19 protein-coding genes are annotated in these 20449 nt (G+C 58.3%); 18 read left to right on the forward strand and 1 reads right to left on the reverse strand.

Annotation, left to right across the window (positions count from 1 at the left end; all coding sequences use genetic code 11):
* Positions 1-8 precede the first annotated feature (8 nt).
* The 9 genes from JOE39_RS03555 (at position 9) to JOE39_RS03595 (ending at position 7241) form a co-directional block, all read left to right on the forward strand.
* Positions 9-758 carry an electron transfer flavoprotein subunit beta/FixA family protein gene (locus JOE39_RS03555; RefSeq protein WP_003394537.1) on the forward strand — a complete coding sequence of 250 codons (750 nt, stop codon included), beginning with the start codon at positions 9-11 and terminating at the stop codon, positions 756-758.
* Entirely contained in the window at positions 759-1688 is a 930-nt protein-coding gene (locus JOE39_RS03560; RefSeq protein WP_003366683.1) for an FAD-binding protein, read from the forward strand.
* 116 nt (positions 1689-1804) lie between these two features.
* Positions 1805-2632: a transporter substrate-binding domain-containing protein gene (locus JOE39_RS03565; protein ID WP_198705644.1), complete on the forward strand. Its 828-nt coding sequence runs from the start codon at positions 1805-1807 to the stop codon at positions 2630-2632.
* Positions 2633-2642: 10 nt separating this feature from the next.
* Positions 2643-2996, forward strand: coding sequence for a DUF4398 domain-containing protein (locus JOE39_RS03570; protein WP_003345625.1), 354 nt, complete (start codon positions 2643-2645; stop codon positions 2994-2996).
* Complete coding sequence (locus tag JOE39_RS03575) at positions 2993-3808, forward strand: OmpA family protein (RefSeq protein ID WP_210077890.1); 816 nt, start codon at positions 2993-2995, stop codon at positions 3806-3808. Before JOE39_RS03570 ends, JOE39_RS03575 begins: the two co-directional genes overlap by 4 nt.
* 217 nt (positions 3809-4025) lie before the next feature.
* Positions 4026-5465: a PLP-dependent aminotransferase family protein gene (locus JOE39_RS03580; RefSeq protein WP_003319050.1), complete on the forward strand. Its 1440-nt coding sequence runs from the start codon at positions 4026-4028 to the stop codon at positions 5463-5465.
* Between the two features lie 114 nt (positions 5466-5579).
* The gene (locus JOE39_RS03585) at positions 5580-6221 is read left to right on the forward strand and encodes a translation initiation factor 2 (protein ID WP_245227467.1); all 642 of its coding nucleotides are present in this window, start codon (positions 5580-5582) and stop codon (positions 6219-6221) included.
* A 94-nt stretch (positions 6222-6315) separates the two neighbouring features.
* Positions 6316-6573 carry a YkgJ family cysteine cluster protein gene (locus JOE39_RS03590; RefSeq protein WP_003406159.1) on the forward strand — a complete coding sequence of 86 codons (258 nt, stop codon included), beginning with the start codon at positions 6316-6318 and terminating at the stop codon, positions 6571-6573.
* 56 nt (positions 6574-6629) lie between these two features.
* A complete protein-coding gene (locus JOE39_RS03595) occupies positions 6630-7241 on the forward strand; it encodes an START domain-containing protein (protein WP_183133129.1) in 612 nt (203 codons plus the stop codon).
* A 64-nt stretch (positions 7242-7305) separates the two neighbouring features.
* Here the strand turns inward: JOE39_RS03595 and gltA are convergent, their stop codons facing one another.
* Positions 7306-8595, reverse strand: a complete 1290-nt coding sequence (gene gltA, locus JOE39_RS03600) for a citrate synthase (RefSeq protein ID WP_002552974.1) — start codon at positions 8593-8595, stop codon at positions 7306-7308.
* Positions 8596-8956: 361 nt separating this feature from the next.
* On the opposite strand from gltA, the gene sdhC reads away from it, so the two are divergent.
* From sdhC to sucD, 9 genes are all read left to right on the forward strand, one after another.
* Complete coding sequence (gene sdhC, locus JOE39_RS03605) at positions 8957-9331, forward strand: succinate dehydrogenase, cytochrome b556 subunit (protein WP_003423585.1); 375 nt, start codon at positions 8957-8959, stop codon at positions 9329-9331.
* Complete coding sequence (gene sdhD / locus JOE39_RS03610; RefSeq protein WP_003316551.1) at positions 9325-9693, forward strand: succinate dehydrogenase, hydrophobic membrane anchor protein; 369 nt, start codon at positions 9325-9327, stop codon at positions 9691-9693. The genes sdhC and sdhD overlap by 7 nt, the downstream gene beginning before the upstream one ends.
* Positions 9694-9696: 3 nt before the next feature.
* Positions 9697-11469 (forward strand): succinate dehydrogenase flavoprotein subunit, encoded by a 1773-nt coding sequence (gene sdhA, locus JOE39_RS03615; RefSeq protein ID WP_003394562.1) that lies wholly within the window; start codon positions 9697-9699, stop codon positions 11467-11469.
* A 12-nt stretch (positions 11470-11481) separates the two neighbouring features.
* A complete protein-coding gene (locus tag JOE39_RS03620; RefSeq protein WP_003316554.1) occupies positions 11482-12186 on the forward strand; it encodes a succinate dehydrogenase iron-sulfur subunit in 705 nt (234 codons plus the stop codon).
* Between the two features lie 259 nt (positions 12187-12445).
* Positions 12446-15277 carry a 2-oxoglutarate dehydrogenase E1 component gene (locus JOE39_RS03625; protein ID WP_210077887.1) on the forward strand — a complete coding sequence of 944 codons (2832 nt, stop codon included), beginning with the start codon at positions 12446-12448 and terminating at the stop codon, positions 15275-15277.
* 41 nt (positions 15278-15318) lie between these two features.
* Positions 15319-16554: a 2-oxoglutarate dehydrogenase complex dihydrolipoyllysine-residue succinyltransferase gene (odhB, locus tag JOE39_RS03630; RefSeq protein ID WP_016567773.1), complete on the forward strand. Its 1236-nt coding sequence runs from the start codon at positions 15319-15321 to the stop codon at positions 16552-16554.
* A gap of 172 nt (positions 16555-16726) precedes the next feature.
* Positions 16727-18163 carry a dihydrolipoyl dehydrogenase gene (lpdA, locus tag JOE39_RS03635; RefSeq protein WP_003394569.1) on the forward strand — a complete coding sequence of 479 codons (1437 nt, stop codon included), beginning with the start codon at positions 16727-16729 and terminating at the stop codon, positions 18161-18163.
* A gap of 208 nt (positions 18164-18371) precedes the next feature.
* Positions 18372-19538, forward strand: coding sequence for an ADP-forming succinate--CoA ligase subunit beta (gene sucC, locus JOE39_RS03640; protein ID WP_003316561.1), 1167 nt, complete (start codon positions 18372-18374; stop codon positions 19536-19538).
* On the forward strand, positions 19538-20419 hold the full coding sequence (gene sucD, locus JOE39_RS03645; protein WP_003316562.1) for a succinate--CoA ligase subunit alpha: 882 nt from the start codon (positions 19538-19540) through the stop codon (positions 20417-20419). The genes sucC and sucD overlap by 1 nt, the downstream gene beginning before the upstream one ends.
* Positions 20420-20449 lie beyond the last annotated feature (30 nt).

The following is a 20449-nucleotide window of genomic DNA, read 5'->3' on the forward strand; positions in this document are numbered from 1 at the left end:
AGGAATCCATGAAGGTTCTTGTAGCTGTCAAACGAGTGGTCGACTACAACGTCAAGGTTCGCGTCAAGGCGGACAACTCCGGCGTCGATCTTGCCAACGTCAAAATGTCCATGAACCCGTTCTGCGAAATCGCCGTTGAAGAGGCGGTTCGTCTTAAAGAGAAGGGCGTAGCCACCGAAATCGTCGTCGTCACCATCGGCCCGACCACCGCTCAGGAACAACTGCGTACCGCCCTGGCACTGGGTGCCGACCGTGCCGTGCTGGTCGAGTCCGCCGAGGAACTGACTTCTCTGGCTGTGGCCAAGCTGCTCAAGGCCGTGGTCGACAAGGAGCAGCCACAACTCGTGATCCTTGGCAAGCAGGCCATCGACAGTGATAACAACCAGACCGGCCAGATGCTGGCTGCGTTGAGCGGCTACCCGCAGGGTACGTTCGCATCCAAGGTTGAAGTGACTGGCGACAAGGTTGCCGTGACCCGTGAAATCGACGGCGGCCTGCAGACTGTTTCCCTGAGCCTGCCAGCCATTGTGACCACGGACCTGCGTCTGAACGAGCCACGCTACGCTTCGCTGCCCAACATCATGAAGGCCAAGAAGAAGCCGCTCGAAGTGCTGACCCCGGATGCACTGGGCGTTTCCACGGCCTCGACCAACAAGACCCTCAAGGTCGAAGCGCCGGCTGCACGCAGCGCCGGCATCAAGGTTAAGTCGGTGGCTGAACTGGTCGAGAAACTGAAAAACGAAGCGAAGGTAATCTAAATGACGATCCTGGTTATCGCTGAACACGACAATGCGACCGTAGCCCCGGCTACGCTCAACACCCTTGCTGCTGCCCAGAAGATCGGCGGTGACATTCATTTGCTGGTGGCCGGTTCCGGCGTGAGCGCCGTTGCCGACGCAGCCGCCAAAATTGCCGGTGTGACCAAGGTCCTGGTGGCCGATCACGAAGCCTACGCGCACCAACTGCCTGAAAACATCGCACCGCTGGTCGTGGAACTGGCTGCGGGCCATAGCCATGTTCTGGCTGCGGCAACGTCCAATGGCAAGAACATCCTGCCGCGTGTCGCTGCGCAGCTGGATGTTGACCAGATCTCCGAGATCGTATCGGTGGTTTCCGCCGACACCTTCACTCGTCCGATCTATGCCGGTAATGCCATCGCCACCGTGCAGTCGACGGCTGCGGTCAAGGTCATCACCGTACGCGCCACCGGCTTCGACCCGGTGGCTGCCGAGGGTGGCTCGGCCGCTGTTGAAGCGGTATCGGCTGCTCACGATGCCGGCAAGTCCAGTTTCGTTGGTGAAGAACTGGCCAAATCTGATCGTCCGGAACTGACAGCAGCGAAGATCGTCGTTTCCGGTGGTCGCGGCATGCAGAACGGCGACAACTTCAGGCACCTGTACACGCTGGCCGACAAGCTCGGTGCGGCAGTGGGCGCTTCCCGTGCTGCGGTCGATGCCGGTTTCGTACCCAACGACATGCAGGTCGGTCAGACCGGCAAGATCGTTGCTCCTCAGCTGTACATCGCGGTCGGTATTTCCGGTGCCATTCAGCATCTGGCCGGTATGAAGGATTCCAAGGTGATCGTTGCGATCAACAAGGATGAAGAGGCGCCGATCTTCCAAGTCGCCGATTACGGTCTGGTGGCTGACTTGTTCGAAGCCATCCCCGAGCTGGAGAAGCTGGTTTAAGCCACGCGCTTCCACTATAAAGAGAACCCGTTCCATTCGGGGTTCGCACACCAGCGGTTTATGGTGCGCCTGCCCGGATCGAACGGGTTTTTTATTGGGTATCGAAAGGACTTCTCATGGTGCATTCCCGGCTGCTGTCTTCGCTTCTTTTCGGGCTGATCGCGCTGCCGTCGCTGGCCTTCGCCGCAGGCAAGTGCGAGCGTCTGATCGTGACTGGCAGCCCGGACGCGCCGCCTTATCTGTGGCGTGATCCCCAGGAACCGCGTCACCTGATGGGTGCCAATGCCGATCTGCTGACTCAGGCAGCGGGCGAGCTGGGTATCAAGGTTGAGTTTCTGTATGGCGGCAAGCGCAGTCAGGCACTCGAAGAGGTGCGCACCGGGCGCATGGACCTGCTGGCTGACGCGCCGTTGAACGCGGCACAACTCGAAGCGCTGGATTACATTCATCCGCCGATCGTGCAGAACGAAATCATGGTCTGGACGCGTCACGATCACAGTGTGCCGTTCAATGCCGTCAGCGAGCTGCAGGGTCATCCCGGCGCCATGTCGGAAAAGACCCGCCTGACGCCATCCTTTGATGCGCTGGCCAGACAGAGTCTGACCCTGGAGAGGGTGCCTGCACTTACGCCCGCGTTCCAGAAGCTGGCCCTGGGTGAGGTGGATTACGTGCTTGCCGGGCGTTATGCCGGTCTGGTCATGGTGCAGACCCTGGGTCTGTCCAAAGACCTGACAGCGCAGCCTCTACCGGTCGATACGCCGGGTTTTTATCTGGCCTTGTCGTTCAATTCGGCCTGCAATGAACCATGGTTGCGCGGACAGCTGGCGAAAAAGATGACAGAATCGGCCGCCTCTGGCCTTGCGGGCGATGTCATCAGGCACAACCTGGAGTTGTGGAAAGCCCAACTGCTGCAACCTGCCAGCGCCAGCGCACCCAACAAGTAGGGATGTTTTTGTGAGTATTCGTTTTTCAATTGCCGTCATGGCAATCGCCACGCTGGCCGGTTGCGCCAGTGACCCGGTACCAACCGAGCAGTTCAAACTGACCGAGCAGGCGCTGGAGCAGGCCAAGGCGGTCGGTGCGAGTGACGATCAGCCCGAGATGGAAGTCGCCCAGGCCGGCTTCGCCGAAGCCCGCGCCTCCATGGCAAGCCACGCCTACAAGGACGCGCGCATGAAAGCCGAGCAGGCCGAACTTGATGCGCGCCTGGCCGAAGCGCGAGTGCTGACCCTCAAGAGCCAGGAGCAGGTCAATCAGTTGAATACCCGCCTCAATCGCTTGCGCAAGCAGCTGGGGGAGGCGCAATGAACCGTATTCCTCGTGTCCTGAGTGTGTGTCTGTTGCTGGGGTCGGCTGGCCTTTACGGTTGTGCCGGTCACAAGGACAGTGGCCAGGCCTTGCAGCAGGCCAGTGCCGACTTCCAGAAGGTCAAGGAAGATACCGATGTGCTGCGCAGTGCGCCCAAAGATGTCATTCGCGCGGGTGAGTCGCTGGCCCGCGCCGAGCGTCTGTCCAGTTACCTGGGGAGCGGTGCCGATGTCGCTCACTACGCCTACCTCAGCAGCCGTTACAGCGAAATCGCGCGTGAGCACAGCAACCTGATGCTGAGTCAGGAGCGTCTGGCAAAAATGGACATGGAGCGTCAGCGTATGCAGCTGGCACTGCGTGAAGCCAAGCTGGCCAGCGCCCAGCAGCAGGGTCGTTGGCTGGAGGATCAGATCCTCAGCCTGGCCACCACCGAAACCGACCGCGGGCTGGTCATGACCCTGGGCGATGTGCTGTTCGACGCCGGACATGCCGGCCTGAAAAACTCCGCCAGCCGTACCATCCTCAAAGTTGTGCAGTTTCTGCAGATCAGCCCGCGCCGAGTGGTCCGGATCGAAGGTTATACCGACAGTACGGGCGATCGTCAGGACAACCTGAAGCTCTCGAAAGACCGGGCACAGGCCGTCGCTGACGTGCTGATGGACCTGGGTGTCGATGAAAAACGTATCCACGTCGAAGGCTATGGCCAGGAGTTTCCTGTGAATACCAATACCTCCGAGCGGGGCCGTGCGCAAAACAGGCGTGTCGAGATCGTTTTCTCGGACGAGAAAGGTCAGTTGGGCGCAGCTCGCTGATAAAAAGCCGATAAAAAGCCCGACGCCGGAAACGGCCTCGGGCTTTTTTGTCTTTAATCACATTGATTATGGCGTTTCTGCCCGCGTTTATTTTCAATCAGCAGTCATCAATGCTGGCCTGATTTCAAACTGTTCCCGTACACTTCCGATCTGTGCCGGTTATTACGCATCTGTATTTTCAAAAATAATAAATCACCGGTCTTTTTGAGGCTGTGTCATGACCAATCTCTTGCTCTACCAGCGTATCGCTCAGCAGTTGGCCGAAGACATCCGTCGTGGTGTCTATCAGCCCGGCGAGCGGGTGCCGTCCGTCCGCAAAATGAGTTCGCAGCTCAACGTCAGCCATGCCACTGTATTGCAGGCTTACGCGAACCTTGAAGATCAGGGGCTCATCCGCGCGCGTCCTCAGTCCGGCTACTACGTCCATCAAACCCCCGCGCTGACAGCTTCGACCCCGGATATCGCGCGGGTCGAGCGGCCCGGCCTGGTCACACGCAGCAGCATTATCCAGCAGGTACTCGAAGAGTCCCGCCGTGAAGGTGTGTTCGCCCTTGGAGCTGCCGTGCCTCATGTTGATTACCTGCCGGTGCGCGCGTTGCATCAGCAGTTGGCCAAGGTCACGCGCTTTCACAGCCCGCGGGCCTTCAGTTACATGTTCAGCCCCGGCTTCGAACCCTTGCGCAGGCAGGTCGCCATCCGCATGCGTGACGCCGGCGTGGTGGTCGACCCGTCAGAGGTGGTGATCACTCACGGCTGCGTGGATGCGCTGCAGATGGCCCTGCGGGTGTTGACGCGGCCCGGCGATCTGATTGCCGCCGAATCGCCAGCCTATTACGGGTTGCTGCAACTTGCCGACCTGCTGGGTTTGAAAGTCATCGAAATCCCCAGTGATCCGGCCACCGGCATCAGCCTTGAAGCCTTGCAGCTGGCGGCCAATCAATGGTCCATCAAGGCACTGGTACTGACCTCGCGGCTGAGCAATCCACTGGGCGGAACCATGCCTGAGGAGCGGCAGAAAAGCCTGCTGCGTCTGACCTCGGATTTCGATATCCAGGTGGTTGAAGACGACGTCTATGGCGAGTTGATGTTCGAAGTAGGGCGGACCAAGGCGCTCAAGGCGTTCGACCGGCTGGGGAGGGTGATTTACTGCTCAAGCTTCTCCAAGACCTTGTCGCCGGGTGTGCGTATCGGCTGGATGATAGCCGGCAAGTACCAGGCGGAAATTCAGCGTCTGCAAACCTTCAGTACTCACTCGGCGTGCAGTGTCACGCAAATGGCCGTCGCGGCTTACCTCGAAAACGGTGGCTACGATCGGCACCTGCGCTTCATTCGTCTCGAATACCGCAAGAACCTCAGTGCGTATCAGCTGGCGGTGCAGCAGTTCTTTCCCGAAGGTACGCAGATGAGTCGTCCCGCAGGGGGCTTTATCCTCTGGGTCAGTCTGCCGGGCAGGGTCAATACCCAGGAATTGCACGTGCGTGCGCTCGAGCAGGGCATCAGCATCGCGCCCGGGCTGATTTTCAGTAATACCGAGCAGTTCAACCACTGTATTCGTTTGAATTGCGGCATGAAATGGAACAAGGAAGCCGAGCGCGCATTGATGACATTGGGGATTCTGTCCAAGCAGTTGTGTCAGGAGGCTGTTCAGGCTTATTGATTGGCAAAGATATTTGTCAATTCTTCGGAACTCTTGTCTTGTCAGGTTGGCCTCAAAAGGACAGCATGTGTTTCTTTCCGGCTTTTTGCCACTGTCTTGCCTGACTTTTTGCCTATGAATGTTTTTCGCTGTCTCGGATTGCTTGTCGTCGTACTTCTGAGTGGTTGTGACGCTCCGGATACCTCTGTGCCCAAACCCAAGACCGAGGCGGTCATCACCGCGCCGGTATCGCCCGAGGTGCATCTGAAGACTGAGGCACCTGCGCAGGCAGCCGCCACCGATGCCAAGCAAATCAAGGCGCCGGACACCATGCATCAGCTGATGCCGGGCGTGCCAGTCGTGCCTGTGGTGGTCGGAAATGAAAAATCAGAACCTGCAGCACCCCAGAGCGTCAAATCGGCGACTTCCGAAAAAGCCTCTTCCAGGGTTGCGGCAGCCAAGGCACCTGCGAGCAAGCGCAAGAACGCCAAGGATGCCAAGACCGCCAGCGTCAAGGATGTGCGAATCAAAGCACCCAAGCTGGACCTGAGCCTGCCTCCCGAGCTGGTCAAGGAGCTCGACCCGCCTGCCAAGGTTATTACCAACAAGCGCAAGCCGATATTGCCGCAGATGTTCAGCGACAAGGGCGATTCTGCGAACCCTGGCCCTTTCGAGCTCGAGGGGCGATTGCTGACCAACGAAATGCAATTGCAGATGCGCAATGACAACCGTCGCGATGTAGAAGGCGCTGCGCTGGACTTCAAATTCAAGCAGTAAGTCCTGCCTGTCGTCCGATACGGCGTTTTCAAACAGACGTTTTGACGGTTAATATCCTTCCTCTTTTTTAATTTTCACAAAAGGGTGTCTGGTCATGGACTGCCGTTCCGGTTGTGGCGCGTGCTGTATAGCGCCTTCCATCACGTCTCCCATACCCGGTATGCCTGACGGAAAGCCTGCTGGCGAGCGCTGTCTGCATCTGTCGGTCGAGTTTTTGTGCGCCTTGTTCGGCAGGGCTGAGCGGCCGGCGGTGTGTAGTCAGTTCAAGGCGGCAGAGGATGTCTGCGGTGCCGACCAGGCGGATGCCATTCGCCTGATCGGTTGGTGGGAAAAAGCCACTGCGGTGGCCTGAAAAAGTGTTTTCGAGCACAAATGCTTCTTCGGAACTTCAAAACAAGGAATAGAACAATGGGTCCGCTGTATCGCATGGCTGTTGCTTGTGGCTTTACTGTAATGCTTGCCGGAACGGCGCAAGCTGAAGAGTGGAAAGAGGTCAAGAATCAGGATGGCATCAAGGTCTCGTTGAGCGACGTGCCTGGTTCCGATTACAAGGCGTATCAAGGTATTGCGCTGATCAATGCCAGCGTAAGCAAGTTGCGTGCGCTCCAGGAGGACGTCACGGGGGCCTGCGCCTGGATTCATGAGTGCAAGTTGCAGAAAGTGCTCAAGCACGAAGGCAACAAGACCTGGACCTACAGCCAGTTCAATACGCCCTGGCCGGTGACGCCTCGCGATTCGGTGCTGTTGATCACCACTCAGGAAGGCCCTGACCGGAGTGTTACCCGTAACCTGGAAGAGCAGCCCTCGTATATCCCCGAGGAGAAGGGCTATGTGCGGGTGACCGAGGTCAAAGGCTTCTGGAAAATGGTGCCGAAAGGGCCGAACCAGACTGAAGTGACCTATCAGGTTCACACCGAGCCGGGTGGCAGTGTGCCGTCGATGCTGGCCAACAAGTTCGTTGTCGATGCGCCGTTCAATACCCTGAAGGCCCTCAGGGAGCGTGCCGCGCAAACCCCATGATTTGTACCGGGTAGCGGGCACAAAAAAGGGCTGCCAATGGCAGCCCTTTTTTTGCGCGTGGCGCTTACTTGCGGTCTTGCAGGGCGACGATGTCGCGTTGCACGTTGCCGGTGTACAGCTGACGGGGGCGACCGATCTTGTAAGGGCTGGAGAGCATTTCCTTCCAGTGCGAGATCCAGCCGACAGTCCGCGCCAGGGCGAAGATCACGGTGAACATGCTGGTCGGAATGCCGATGGCCTTGAGGATGATGCCCGAATAGAAGTCGACGTTCGGGTACAGCGAACGCTCGATGAAGTACGGGTCGGTCAGGGCGATCTCTTCCAGGCGCATGGCCAGTTCGAGTTGAGGATCGTTGGTGATGCCCAGCTCTTTCAGTACTTCGTCGCAGGTCTGCTTCATTACGGTCGCGCGCGGGTCACGGTTCTTGTACACGCGGTGGCCGAAGCCCATGAGCTTGAACGGATCGTTCTTGTCCTTGGCCTTGGCAATGAACTTGTCGATGTTCGACACATCGCCGATTTCATCGAGCATGGTCAGTACCGCTTCGTTGGCGCCGCCGTGGGCAGGGCCCCAGAGCGCTGCGATACCGGCTGCGATACAGGCGAACGGGTTGGCGCCCGAAGAGCCTGCCATGCGCACGGTGGAGGTCGAAGCGTTCTGCTCGTGATCGGCGTGGAGGATGAAGATCTTGTCCATCGCCTTGGCCAGCACCGGGCTGATCGGTTTGATCTCGCACGGGGTGTTGAACATCATGTGCAGAAAGTTTTCCGCGTAGCTTAAGTCGTTGCGCGGGTACATCATGGGCTGACCCATGGAGTACTTGTAGACCATCGCTGCCAGGGTCGGCATTTTGGCGACCAGGCGGACCGCAGAAATCTCGCGGTGCTGCGGGTTATTGATGTCCAGTGAGTCGTGGTAGAACGCTGACAGGGCGCCGACTACGCCACACATGACGGCCATCGGGTGGGCGTCGCGGCGGAAACCGTTGAAAAAGGTCTTGAGCTGTTCGTGAACCATCGTGTGGTTCTTGACCACGGCCACGAACTGGGCTTTCTGCTCGGCGGTGGGCAGTTCACCGTTGAGCAGCAGGTAGCAGGTTTCGAGATAGTCGGACTGCTCGGCCAGTTGTTCGATCGGGTAGCCGCGGTGTAGCAGAATGCCATTATCACCATCGATGTAGGTGATCTTCGAATCGCAAGAGGCCGTGGACATGAAACCAGGGTCAAATGTGAAGCGGCCGGTGGCGGTCAGGCCGCGTACGTCGATCACGTCCGGACCCACTGTACCGGTCAGAATTGGCAGCTCGACGGGGGCAGCGCCCTCGATGATCAACTGCGCTTTTTTGTCAGCCATGTGGCCTCCTATTTATGCTTCAAATCATCAGACAGGCCCCCCACGCAGGGCCCGCATCACTATAGTGAGATAAATTCTAAAGTCAATTTGCCTAAAGTCGTGTTCCGCAAGGGCTCGGCCGTGAATTTTGCATACGGTTTACTGCCGTTTACGCCTTTTGTCGCAGCAACGCAATCCGCTATTGGCGGTAAGTCTGCGCGTTGTCATTAGTAACCTAACTGTCTATACTCGGCGTCCGACCGCCAGAGGCTTTTGGCCTGTTTCAAGGGGGTCGTCACTTCCTGGGTGGTGGGTACCTGACCAGTGCACTTCCCAACAACTTGCCCTGATTGTTAGGGGCTCTTCAGTGTGAAAAAAAGCCGTGAATAGCCAACGACCTGTAAATCTAGACCTAAGGACCATCAAGCTCCCAGTCACCGCTTACACGTCCATCCTTCACCGCATCTCCGGTGTCATCCTCTTTGTCGGTATTGCAATCATGCTGTATGCAATGGACAAGTCGCTGGCCTCCGAAGAGGGATTTGGTGAAGTCAAGGCGTATATGACCAGTCCGCTGGCCAAGCTGATCATCTGGGGACTTCTGTCTGCCCTGCTGTACCACCTGGTGGCCGGTATTCGTCACCTCATCATGGACTCGGGGGTAGGCGAGACGCTTGAAGGCGGCAAGCTGGGCTCCAAAATCGTTATCGCGGTCTCCGTGATTCTGATTCTTCTGGCGGGAGTATGGATATGGTAACCAACGTCACCAACCTGTCGCGTTCGGGGCTCTATGACTGGATGGCTCAGCGTGTTTCCGCAGTCGTGCTCGCGGCTTATTTCATTTTCCTGATCGGTTACATGGTCTTTCACCCGGGTCTGAGCTACGCCCAATGGCATGGTCTGTTCGCTCACAACGGAATGCGTATCTTCAGTCTTCTGGCTCTCGTTGCCCTTGGCGCTCACGCCTGGGTCGGCATGTGGACCATCGCGACCGACTACCTGACGCCGATGGCGCTGGGCAAGTCCGCAACTGCAGTACGTTTCCTGTTCCAGGCGGTATGTGGCGTTCTGATGTTCGCCTACTTCGTCTGGGGCGTGCAGATTCTTTGGGGTATCTGATCCATGGCTAACATTAATGCGCTTTCTTTCGACGCCATCATCATTGGTGGTGGCGGTGCCGGCATGCGCGCTGCGCTGCAGCTCGCCCAGGGCGGTCACAAGACTGCCGTGGTCACCAAGGTCTTCCCGACCCGCTCGCACACCGTATCCGCCCAGGGTGGCATCACCTGTGCAATCGCTTCCGCCGATCCAAACGACGACTGGCGCTGGCACATGTACGATACCGTCAAGGGCTCCGACTACATCGGTGACCAGGACGCTATCGAATACATGTGTTCCGTAGGTCCGGAAGCGGTCTTCGAGCTCGAGCACATGGGCCTGCCGTTCTCCCGTACCGAGCAGGGCCGTATCTACCAGCGTCCGTTCGGTGGCCAGTCCAAAGACTTCGGCAAGGGCGGGCAGGCTGCCCGTACCTGCGCTGCCGCCGACCGTACCGGTCACGCGCTGCTGCACACCCTGTATCAGGCCAACCTGAAGGCCGGCACTGTATTCCTCAATGAATACTATGCAGTGGATCTGGTGAAGAACAACGATGGCGCCTTTGTCGGCATCATCGCGATCTGCATCGAGACGGGCGAAACCTCGTACATCCGCGCCAATGCAACCGTGCTGGCGACTGGCGGTGCAGGCCGTATCTACTCGTCGACCACCAACGCCCTGATCAATACCGGTGACGGTATCGGCATGGCGCTGCGTGCCGGTGTTCCGGTTCAGGACATCGAAATGTGGCAGTTCCACCCGACCGGTATTGCCGGCGCAGGTGTACTGGTCACCGAAGGTTGCCGCGGTGAAGGCGGTTACCTGATCAACAAGCACGGCGAGCGTTTCATGGAGCGTTATGCTCCGAACGCCAAGGACCTTGCCGGTCGTGACGTTGTGGCACGTTCCATGGTCAAGGAAATCATTGCCGGTAACGGCTGTGGTCCCGATGGCGATCACGTGATGCTCAAGCTCGATCACCTTGGTGAAGAAGTGCTGCACAGCCGTCTGCCAGGCATCATGGAGCTGTCCAAGACCTTCGCTCACGTCGATCCTGCGACCGCGCCGATTCCTGTCGTACCGACTTGCCACTACATGATGGGCGGCGTTGCCACCAACATTCACGGCCAGGCGATCACTCAGGATGCGGCGGGCGTCGACCAGATCATTCCAGGTCTGTTCGCGGTAGGTGAAGTGGCTTGCGTATCGGTTCACGGCGCCAACCGTCTGGGCGGCAACTCGCTCCTTGATCTGGTGGTGTTCGGCCGCGCTGCGGGTATCCACCTGGAGCAGGCCCTGCGTGAAGGCGTCGATTATGCGCGCGCTTCCGAGTCCGACATCGATGCTGCCCTTGCACGCCTTGCCGGCCTGAACGAGCGCACCACCGGTGAAGACGTTGCAACCCTGCGTAAAGAACTGCAGAGCTGTATGCAGAACTACTTCGGTGTATTCCGTACCGGCGAATACATGCAGAAGGGTATCGCCCAGCTGGCTGATCTGCGCGTACGTATCGCCAACGTCAAGATCAACGACAAGAGCCAGGCGTTCAACACCGCCCGTATCGAAGCGCTGGAACTGCAAAACCTGCTGGAAGTTGCCGAAGCCACGGCGATCGCTGCAGAGCATCGCAAAGAGTCCCGCGGCGCTCACGCTCGTGAAGACTTTGAAGATCGCGATGACGAGAACTGGTTGTGCCACACCCTGTATTTCCCGGGTGACAAGAGTGTGACCAAGCGCGCCGTGAACTTCTCGCCGAAGACTGTCCCGACTTTTGAACCGAAGATTCGGACTTATTAAGGGGTGACCGATATGTTGCAAGTCAGTGTTTATCGTTACAACCCTGATCAGGACGCTGCACCATTCATGCAGGAGTTTCAGGTCGATACCGGTGGCAAGGACCTGATGGTGCTGGACGTGCTCGCCCTGGTCAAAGAGCAGGATGAAGGCTTTTCGTACCGTCGCTCGTGCCGTGAAGGCGTGTGCGGTTCCGACGGCATGAACATCAACGGCAAGAATGGCCTGGCCTGCATCACGCCGTTGTCGGCTGTCGTTGCCAAGAACAAGCTGATCGTACGTCCTCTGCCTGGTTTGCCGGTTATCCGTGACCTGGTCGTCGATATGAGCATCTTCTACAAGCAATACGAGAAGGTGAAGCCGTTCCTGCAGAACGATACGCCGGCTCCGGCCATCGAACGTCTGCAAACGCCGGAAGAGCGCGAAAAGCTCGATGGTCTGTACGAGTGCATCCTGTGCGCTTGCTGCTCGACTTCCTGCCCGTCCTTCTGGTGGAACCCCGACAAGTTCCTGGGTCCTGCTGCACTGCTGCAAGCCTACCGTTTCCTGGCTGACAGCCGTGATACTCGCACCAGTGAGCGTCTGGCTTCGCTTGATGATCCGTTCAGCGTATTCCGCTGCCGCGGCATCATGAACTGCGTCAACGTCTGTCCGAAGGGCCTTAACCCAACCAAGGCTATCGGTCACGTACGCAACATGTTGTTGCAGAACGGCGTCTGATTCATCGCTTTATCTGTTACACCGTTACACTGAAGTGGCTACGGCGCAGGCTTCAACCGGCGCCGTAGTTTTAACCTGAGCAGCAGCTCGCAAAGCTGCGGCTCTTATTTTGAAGAAATGAGACCAGCAGGGGCATCCGGGCTGGTACCCGGACTATCTGCGTGATCCCTGGTGACTTGATACAGTCGCTGCACACGACTATTTCAGGATTGCTCTGGTGTCTTCGCCGGTGGTGTCCCCTTACCGAGGGTGACCAAGCATGCAAGAAAGCGTGATGCAGCGCATGTGGAACAGTGCCCACCTATCCGGTGGTAACGCTGCCTATGTGGAAGAGCTCTATGAGCTTTACCTGCACGACCCTAACGCTGTGCCAGAAGAATGGCGCACCTACTTTCAGAAGTTGCCAGCAGACGGCAGCTCTGCCACTGATGTATCGCACTCGACCATTCGCGATCATTTCGTGTTGCTGGCCAAAAACCAGCGCCGCGCTCAACCGGTGTCCGCCGGCAGTGTGAGCAGCGAACACGAGAAGAAGCAGGTTGAAGTGCTGCGACTGATCCAGGCATATCGGATGCGTGGCCACCAGGCTGCCCAACTCGATCCGCTGGGCCTGTGGCAGCGCCCTGCGCCTGCGGATCTGTCGATCAATCATTACGGCTTGACCAATGCCGATCTCGATACGACCTTCCGTGCCGGCGACCTGTTCATCGGCAAAGAGGAAGCGAGCCTACGCGAAATTCATGAAGCGTTGCAGCAGACATATTGTCGCACCATCGGCTCCGAGTTCACTCACATCGTGGATTCCGAGCAGCGCAACTGGTTCATGCAGCGTCTCGAGAGTGTCCGTGGCCGTCCGGTGTTCTCGGCTGACATTCAGAGCCATCTGCTCGAGCGTGTTACCGCGGCTGAAGGCCTCGAAAAATACCTGGGCACCAAATACCCGGGCACCAAGCGTTTCGGTCTGGAAGGCGGCGAAAGCCTGATTCCGATGCTCGACGAGCTGATTCAGCGTTCCGGGTCCTATGGCACCAAGGAAGTTGTGATCGGCATGGCCCACCGTGGCCGCCTCAACGTACTGGTGAACACCTTCGGCAAGAATCCTCGCGACCTGTTCGACGAGTTCGAAGGCAAGAAGAAAGTGGAGCTGGGTTCCGGTGACGTCAAATACCACCAGGGCTTCTCTTCCAACGTCATGACCGCAGGCGGTGAGGTCCACCTCGCCATGGCCTTCAACCCGTCTCACCTGGAGATCGTGTCTCCAGTGGTCGAGGGTTCTGTGCGTGCGCGTCAAGATCGTCGCAACGATCCGAACGGCGACAAGGTTCTGCCGATTTCCCTCCACGGCGACGCGGCCTTTGCCGGCCAGGGCGTGGTCATGGAAACCTTCCAGATGTCGCAGACTCGCGGCTTCAAGACGGGCGGCACGATCCATATCGTCATCAACAACCAGGTGGGCTTCACCATCAGCAACCCGCTGGACTCGCGTTCTACCGAGTACGCCACCGACGTTGCCAAGATGATCCAGGCACCGATCCTCCATGTGAATGGGGATGATCCGGAAGCCGTGATGTTCGTGACCCAGCTGGCCATCGATTACCGCATGCAGTTCAAGCGTGACATCGTGATCGACCTGGTCTGCTACCGTCGCCGTGGTCACAACGAAGCTGACGAGCCTAGCGGCACCCAGCCTTTGATGTACCAGCAGATTACCAAGCAGCGCACCACCCGCGAGCTGTATGCCGAGCATCTGATCAGGACCGGCGTTCTCGACGATGCCCGCGTTCAGGCCAAGGTCGACGACTACCGCAGCGCGCTGGACAATGGTCTGCACGTAGTGAAAAGCCTGGTCAAGGAGCCGAACAAGGAATTGTTCGTCGACTGGCGTCCATATCTGGGTCATGCCTGGACTGCGCGTCACGATACAAGCTTCGATCTCAAGACCCTGCAGGAACTGTCCGCCAAGCTCATGGAGCTGCCGGAAGGTTTCGTCGTGCAGCGTCAGGTTCAGAAAATCTACGAAGACCGCCAGAAGATGCAGGCCGGTGGCTTGCCGATCAACTGGGGTTACGCCGAAACCATGGCGTACGCCACACTGGCCTTCGAAGGTCACCCGATCCGCATGACGGGGCAGGACATCGGTCGCGGTACGTTCTCGCACCGTCACGCCGTGCTGCACAACCAGAAAGACGCCGGGACCTATATCCCGTTGCAGAATCTGTACTCCGGTCAGCCACGTTTCGACCTGTACGACTCGTTCCTTTCGGAAGAGGCTGTACTGGCATTCGAATACGGCTATTCGACCACCCAGCCTGATGCACTGGTTATCTGGGAAGCCCAGTTCGGCGACTTCGCCAACGGTGCCCAGGTGGTTGTCGACCAGTTCATCACCAGCGGCGAGCACAAGTGGGGCCGTCTGTGCGGTCTCACCATGCTGTTGCCTCATGGCTACGAAGGGCAGGGGCCAGAGCACTCGTCGGCACGTCTGGAGCGTTACCTGCAATTGTGCGCCGAGCACAACATTCAGGTGTGCGTACCGACGACTCCGGCGCAGATCTATCACTTGTTGCGTCGTCAGGTCATCCGTCCGCTGCGCAAGCCGCTGATCGTGCTGACACCGAAGTCGCTACTGCGTCACAAGCTGGCTGTTTCGACCCTGGAAGATCTGGCCGAAGGCTCGTTCCAGACCGTCATTCCGGAAATCGATACCCTCGATCCGGCCAAGGTCACGCGTCTGGTGCTGTGCAGCGGCAAGGTTTACTACGACCTGCTGGAAAAACGCCGTGCCGAAGGGCGTGAAGACATCGCCATCGTTCGCCTCGAGCAGCTGTATCCGTTCCCTGAAGATGATTTGATGGAAACCATCGCGCCTTACACCAACCTGCAGCATGTGGTCTGGTGTCAGGAAGAACCGATGAACCAGGGTGCCTGGTACAGCAGTCAACACCACCTGCGTCGCAGCATGGGCAACCACAAACGTGAACTCGTTCTCGAGTACGCCGGTCGTGATGCTTCTGCCGCTCCAGCGTGTGGTTACGCGTCGATGCACGCCGAGCAGCAGGAAAAACTGCTGCAAGATGCCTTCACTGTTTAACGCCTTCGAGCATTAGAAACCGAATTAAGGAATTACAGATAATGGCTATCGAGATTAAAGCCCCCTCTTTCCCGGAATCCGTTGCCGACGGCACCATTTCCAAGTGGTACAAAAAAGAGGGCGATGCGGTAAAGCGTGACGAAATGCTGGTCGATATCGAGACTGACAAGGTTGTCCTCGAAGTGCTGGCCGAAGCTGACGGCGTGATGGGCGCGATCACCAAGGAAGAGGGTGCCATCGTCCTGTCCAACGAAGTGCTCGGCACATTGAATGACGGTGCTACAGCATCTGCTGCTCCGGCACCTGCTGCTGCGCCTGCCTCGGCGCCTGCTTCGGCACCCGCCGCTGCACCGGCTGCATCTGCTGGCGAAGAAGACCCGATTGCTGCGCCTGCTGCGCGTCAACTGGCTGAAGAAAACGGCATCAACCTGGCCAGCGTCAAGGGCACCGGTAAAGACGGCCGTATCACCAAGGAAGACGTGGTTGCTGCAGTTGAAGCGAAGAAATCCGCTCCGGCCGCTGCGCCTGCTGCCAAGCCTGCCGCCGCCGCTGCTCCTGTCGTCGCCGCTGGCGATCGCACCGAGAAGCGTGTACCGATGACCCGCGTGCGTGCAACCGTTGCCAAGCGTCTGGTCGAAGCTCAGTCGAACATGGCGATGCTGACCACGTTCAACGAAGTCGACATGACCGAAGTCATGGCGCTGCGTTCGAAGTACAAGGACCTGTTCGAGAAGTCGCACAACGGCGTACGTCTGGGCTTCATGTCGTTCTTCGTCAAGGCTGCCACCGAGGCGCTGAAACGCTTCCCGGCCGTCAACGCGTCGATCGATGGTTCCGATATCGTTTACCACGGCTATGCCGACGTCGGTGTCGCGGTTTCCAGCGATCGCGGTCTGGTCGTACCGGTTCTGCGTAACGCAGAGCACATGAGCCTGGCTGAAATCGAAGGCGGCATCGCCACCTTCGGCAAGAAAGCCCGCGACGGTAAACTGTCCATCGACGAGATGACCGGCGGTACGTTCACCATCACCAATGGTGGTACTTTCGGTTCGATGATGTCGACGCCGATCGTCAACCCGCCACAGGCTGCGATTCTGGGCATGCACAACATCCTGCAGCGTCCGATGGCGGTCAATGGTCAGGTTGTGATTCGCCCGATGATGTATCTGGCGTTGTCGTACGATCACCGTTTGATCGACGGCAAGGAAGCGGTAACCTTCCTCGTGACCATCAAGAACCTGCTGGAAGATCCGGCTCGTCTGCTGCTGGATATCTGATGGAGTAGCCTCGAGCTGCAAGCCTCAAGCTTCAAGTCAGAAGCGAAAGGCGAGCAGTCGGGGCTGATGTGTTTCACCTCATTCAATAGGTCGCAAGTCGGCCTCGCGATGAAACGCGGACTGACTTGCAGCTTGCAGCTAAAAGCTCGCAGCTATAGAGGAATTCTTTTTTATGTCCCAGAAATTCGACGTGGTAGTGATTGGCGCAGGCCCTGGCGGTTATGTTGCCGCCATCAAGGCTGCGCAACTTGGTCTCAAGACTGCCTGCATCGAGAAGTATCAGGACAAGGAGGGCAAACTGGCCCTCGGCGGTACCTGCCTGAACGTAGGTTGCATTCCTTCCAAGGCACTGCTCGACAGCTCCTGGAAATTCTATGAAGCCAAGAACGGCTTCAGCGTACATGGCATCTCGACATCTGAACTGAACATCGATATCCCAGCGATGATTGGCCGCAAGTCGACGATCGTCAAAGGCCTGACCGGCGGCGTCGCCAGCCTGTTCAAAGCCAACGGCGTGACCACTTTGCAGGGTCACGGCAAACTGCTGGCCGGCAAGAAGGTCGAGCTGACCGCAGCCGACGGCACTGTCGAAATCATCGAAGCGGACCATGTGATCCTGGCTTCGGGTTCGCGTCCTATCGACATTCCGCCAGCTCCTGTTGACCAGAAAGTCATCGTCGATTCGACCGGTGCTCTTGAATTCCAGCAGGTTCCACAACGTCTGGGCGTCATCGGCGCTGGCGTGATCGGTCTGGAACTGGGTTCCGTGTGGGCTCGCCTGGGTGCTCAGGTCACCGTTCTGGAAGCGCTGGAGAAGTTCATCCCTGCAGCCGACGAAGCGGTCTCCAAGGAAGCGCTGAAAACCTTCAACAAGCAAGGTCTGGACATCAAACTGGGCGCTCGCGTGACCGGTTCCAAGGTCGAAGGCGAACAGGTTGTGGTCAGCTACACCGACGCTGCCGGCGAACAGTCGATCACCTTCGATCGTCTGATCGTTGCCGTGGGCCGTCGCCCTGTGACCACTGACCTGCTGGCTTCGGACAGCGGTGTGGATCTGGATGAGCGCGGTTTCATCTACGTTGATGACTACTGCACCACCAGCGTACCGGGCGTATACGCCATCGGTGACGTGGTTCGCGGTCTGATGCTGGCGCACAAGGCCTCGGAAGAGGGCATCATGGTTGTCGAGCGCATCAAGGGCCACAAGGCTCAGATGAACTACAACCTGATCCCGTCGGTTATCTACACCCACCCGGAAATCGCCTGGGTCGGCAAGACCGAGCAGACGCTCAAGGCCGAAGGCGTTGAAGTCAATGTCGGTACGTTCCCGTTCGCAGCCAGTGGCCGTGCCATGGCAGCCAACGACACCGGCGGTTTCGTCAAGATCATTGCCGACGCCAAGACCGATCGCGTACTGGGTGTTCACGTTATCGGCCCGAGCGCCGCAGAACTGGTACAGCAGGGCGCAATCGCGATGGAATTCGGCAGTAGCGCAGAGGACATCGGCATGATGGTCTTCTCGCACCCGACCTTGTCCGAAGCGCTGCATGAAGCTGCACTGGCTGTGAATGGCGGCGCCATCCATATCCAGAATCGCAAAAAACGCTAAGACAACAAGAGAAACCACGGCGCAGTGCCCGTCGTTGGCCTTGCAAGCAGGGCTAACCGCGGAATCTGCGCCGGACTCGACCTCTCAGGCGGCTTCATGAGTGTCCCACGGCACTTGCGGAGTCCACCCGGAGTAGCGGTCACAGGTGGTGCGGCACGCTGACGTGCAGCACCGAATGCGCAGTACCTAAACGAAGACGGTAATAAGCATGAATCTTCACGAGTATCAGGGTAAGCAGCTGTTCGCTGAGTACGGCCTGCCAGTATCCAAGGGTTACGCGGTAGACACCCCGGAAGCAGCAGCAGAAGCCTGCGACAAGATCGGCGGGACCGAGTGGGTCGTCAAAGCCCAGGTTCACGCAGGTGGTCGCGGTAAAGCGGGCGGCGTAAAGCTGGTTCGCAGCAAGGAAGACGCTGCAGCGTTCGCTCAACAGTGGTTGGGCAAGCGTCTGGTGACTTACCAGACTGACGCCAACGGTCAGCCAGTGACCAAGATCCTGGTCGAGTCCTGCACCGACATCGCCAAAGAGCTGTATCTGGGCGCTGTGGTCGATCGTTCCAGCCGTCGTATCGTGTTCATGGCTTCCACCGAAGGTGGCGTGGACATCGAGAAGATCGCTCACGACACTCCTGAAAAGATTCTCAAGGCCACCATCGATCCACTGGTCGGCGCTCAGCCGTTCCAGGGTCGCGATCTGGCATTCCAGCTGGGTCTGGAAGGCAAGCAGGTCACTCAGTTCGCCAAGATCTTCACCGGTCTGGCCAAGCTGTTCCAGGACCATGACCTGGCACTGCTGGAAGTGAACCCGCTGGTGATCAAGGCTGACGGCGATCTGCACTGCCTGGACGCCAAGATCAACATCGACGCCAACGCCATGTACCGTCAGCCAAAGCTGAAGGGCTTCCACGATCCTTCGCAGGACGATCCTCGCGAAGCTCACGCCGCCAAGTTCGAACTGAACTACGTTGCGCTGGAAGGCAACATCGGCTGCATGGTCAACGGTGCCGGTCTGGCCATGGGTACCATGGACATCGTCAACCTGCATGGCGGCAAGCCTGCAAACTTCCTTGACGTTGGCGGCGGTGCCACCAAGGAACGCGTTACCGAAGCGTTCAAGATCATCCTGTCCGACGCCAACGTCGCTGCAGTACTGGTCAACATCTTCGGCGGCATCGTTCGTTGCGACATGATTGCCGAAGGCATCATCGGTGCAGTGAAAGAAGTCGGCGTTAAAATCCCGGTTGTTGTTCGCCTTGAAGGCAACAACGCTGAGCTGGGCGCTAAAGTACTGGCAGAAAGCGGTTTGAACATCATCGCTGCTACCAGCCTGACCGACGCTGCTCAACAAGTTGTCAAAGCCGCGGAGGGCAAGTAATGAGCGTCCTGATCAATAAAGACACCAAGGTTATCTGCCAGGGTTTCACTGGTTCGCAAGGTACCTTCCACTCCGAGCAAGCCATTGCCTACGGCACCAAGATGGTTGGCGGCGTGACACCAGGCAAGGGTGGCACCACGCACCTGAACCTGCCCGTGTTCAACACTGTGAAAGAAGCGGTAGACACCACTGGCGCAACCGCCAGCGTCATCTACGTTCCGGCTCCTTTCTGCAAGGATTCCATCCTTGAAGCAGCGTTCGGCGGCATCAAGCTGATCGTGTGCATCACCGAAGGCATCCCGACCATCGACATGCTGGAAGCCAAGGTCAAGTGCGACGAGCTGGGTGTGGTCCTGATCGGTCCTAACTGCCCAGGCGTCATCACTCCGGGCGAGTGCAAGATCGGCATCATGCCAGGTCACATTCACTTGCCAGGCAAGGTAGGCATCGTGTCGCGTTCCGGCACCCTGACTTACGAAGCTGTGAAGCAGACCACTGACGCCGGTTTCGGTCAGTCCACCTGTGTTGGTATCGGCGGTGACCCGATCCCGGGCTCGAACTTCATCGACATCCTGAAGCTGTTCCAGGAAGACCCGAAGACCGAAGCGATCGTCATGATCGGTGAGATCGGCGGTTCGGCTGAAGAAGAAGCGGCTGCCTACATCAAGGCACACGTGACCAAGCCGGTTGTTTCCTACATCGCTGGTGTGACTGCTCCTCCGGGCAAGCGCATGGGCCATGCCGGTGCAATCATCTCGGGTGGTAAAGGTACTGCAGACGAGAAATTCGCTGCACTGCAGGACGCTGGCGTGAAAACCGTGCGCTCCCTGGCAGATATCGGCAAGGCCCTGGCCGAGCTGACCGGTTGGCCGACCAAGTAAGCCTCGCTTGCTTTTCGGGTAATCGACAGA

The organism is Pseudomonas sp. PvP100, from assembly GCF_017833055.1.
In the GTDB taxonomy this organism is placed as follows: domain Bacteria; phylum Pseudomonadota; class Gammaproteobacteria; order Pseudomonadales; family Pseudomonadaceae; genus Aquipseudomonas; species Aquipseudomonas syringae.

What these genes read in the sequence shown, in the direction of transcription:
- odhB (WP_016567773.1), top strand. Translation starts at nt 15,319, where the DNA reads ATGGCTATCGAGATTAAAGCCCCCTCTTTCCCGGAATCCGTTGCCGAC.
- JOE39_RS03620 (WP_003316554.1), top strand. Translation starts at nt 11,482, where the DNA reads ATGTTGCAAGTCAGTGTTTATCGTTACAACCCTGATCAGGACGCTGCA.
- JOE39_RS03565 (WP_198705644.1), top strand. Translation starts at nt 1,805, where the DNA reads ATGGTGCATTCCCGGCTGCTGTCTTCGCTTCTTTTCGGGCTGATCGCG.
- JOE39_RS03595 (WP_183133129.1), top strand. Translation starts at nt 6,630, where the DNA reads ATGGGTCCGCTGTATCGCATGGCTGTTGCTTGTGGCTTTACTGTAATG.
- JOE39_RS03555 (WP_003394537.1), top strand. Translation starts at nt 9, where the DNA reads ATGAAGGTTCTTGTAGCTGTCAAACGAGTGGTCGACTACAACGTCAAG.
- sdhD (WP_003316551.1), top strand. Translation starts at nt 9,325, where the DNA reads ATGGTAACCAACGTCACCAACCTGTCGCGTTCGGGGCTCTATGACTGG.
- JOE39_RS03590 (WP_003406159.1), top strand. Translation starts at nt 6,316, where the DNA reads ATGGACTGCCGTTCCGGTTGTGGCGCGTGCTGTATAGCGCCTTCCATC.
- sucC (WP_003316561.1), top strand. Translation starts at nt 18,372, where the DNA reads ATGAATCTTCACGAGTATCAGGGTAAGCAGCTGTTCGCTGAGTACGGC.
- JOE39_RS03575 (WP_210077890.1), top strand. Translation starts at nt 2,993, where the DNA reads ATGAACCGTATTCCTCGTGTCCTGAGTGTGTGTCTGTTGCTGGGGTCG.
- JOE39_RS03560 (WP_003366683.1), top strand. Translation starts at nt 759, where the DNA reads ATGACGATCCTGGTTATCGCTGAACACGACAATGCGACCGTAGCCCCG.
- gltA (WP_002552974.1), bottom strand. Translation starts at nt 8,595, where the DNA reads ATGGCTGACAAAAAAGCGCAGTTGATCATCGAGGGCGCTGCCCCCGTC.
- JOE39_RS03625 (WP_210077887.1), top strand. Translation starts at nt 12,446, where the DNA reads ATGCAAGAAAGCGTGATGCAGCGCATGTGGAACAGTGCCCACCTATCC.
- sdhA (WP_003394562.1), top strand. Translation starts at nt 9,697, where the DNA reads ATGGCTAACATTAATGCGCTTTCTTTCGACGCCATCATCATTGGTGGT.
- JOE39_RS03585 (WP_245227467.1), top strand. Translation starts at nt 5,580, where the DNA reads ATGAATGTTTTTCGCTGTCTCGGATTGCTTGTCGTCGTACTTCTGAGT.
- JOE39_RS03580 (WP_003319050.1), top strand. Translation starts at nt 4,026, where the DNA reads ATGACCAATCTCTTGCTCTACCAGCGTATCGCTCAGCAGTTGGCCGAA.
- sucD (WP_003316562.1), top strand. Translation starts at nt 19,538, where the DNA reads ATGAGCGTCCTGATCAATAAAGACACCAAGGTTATCTGCCAGGGTTTC.
- lpdA (WP_003394569.1), top strand. Translation starts at nt 16,727, where the DNA reads ATGTCCCAGAAATTCGACGTGGTAGTGATTGGCGCAGGCCCTGGCGGT.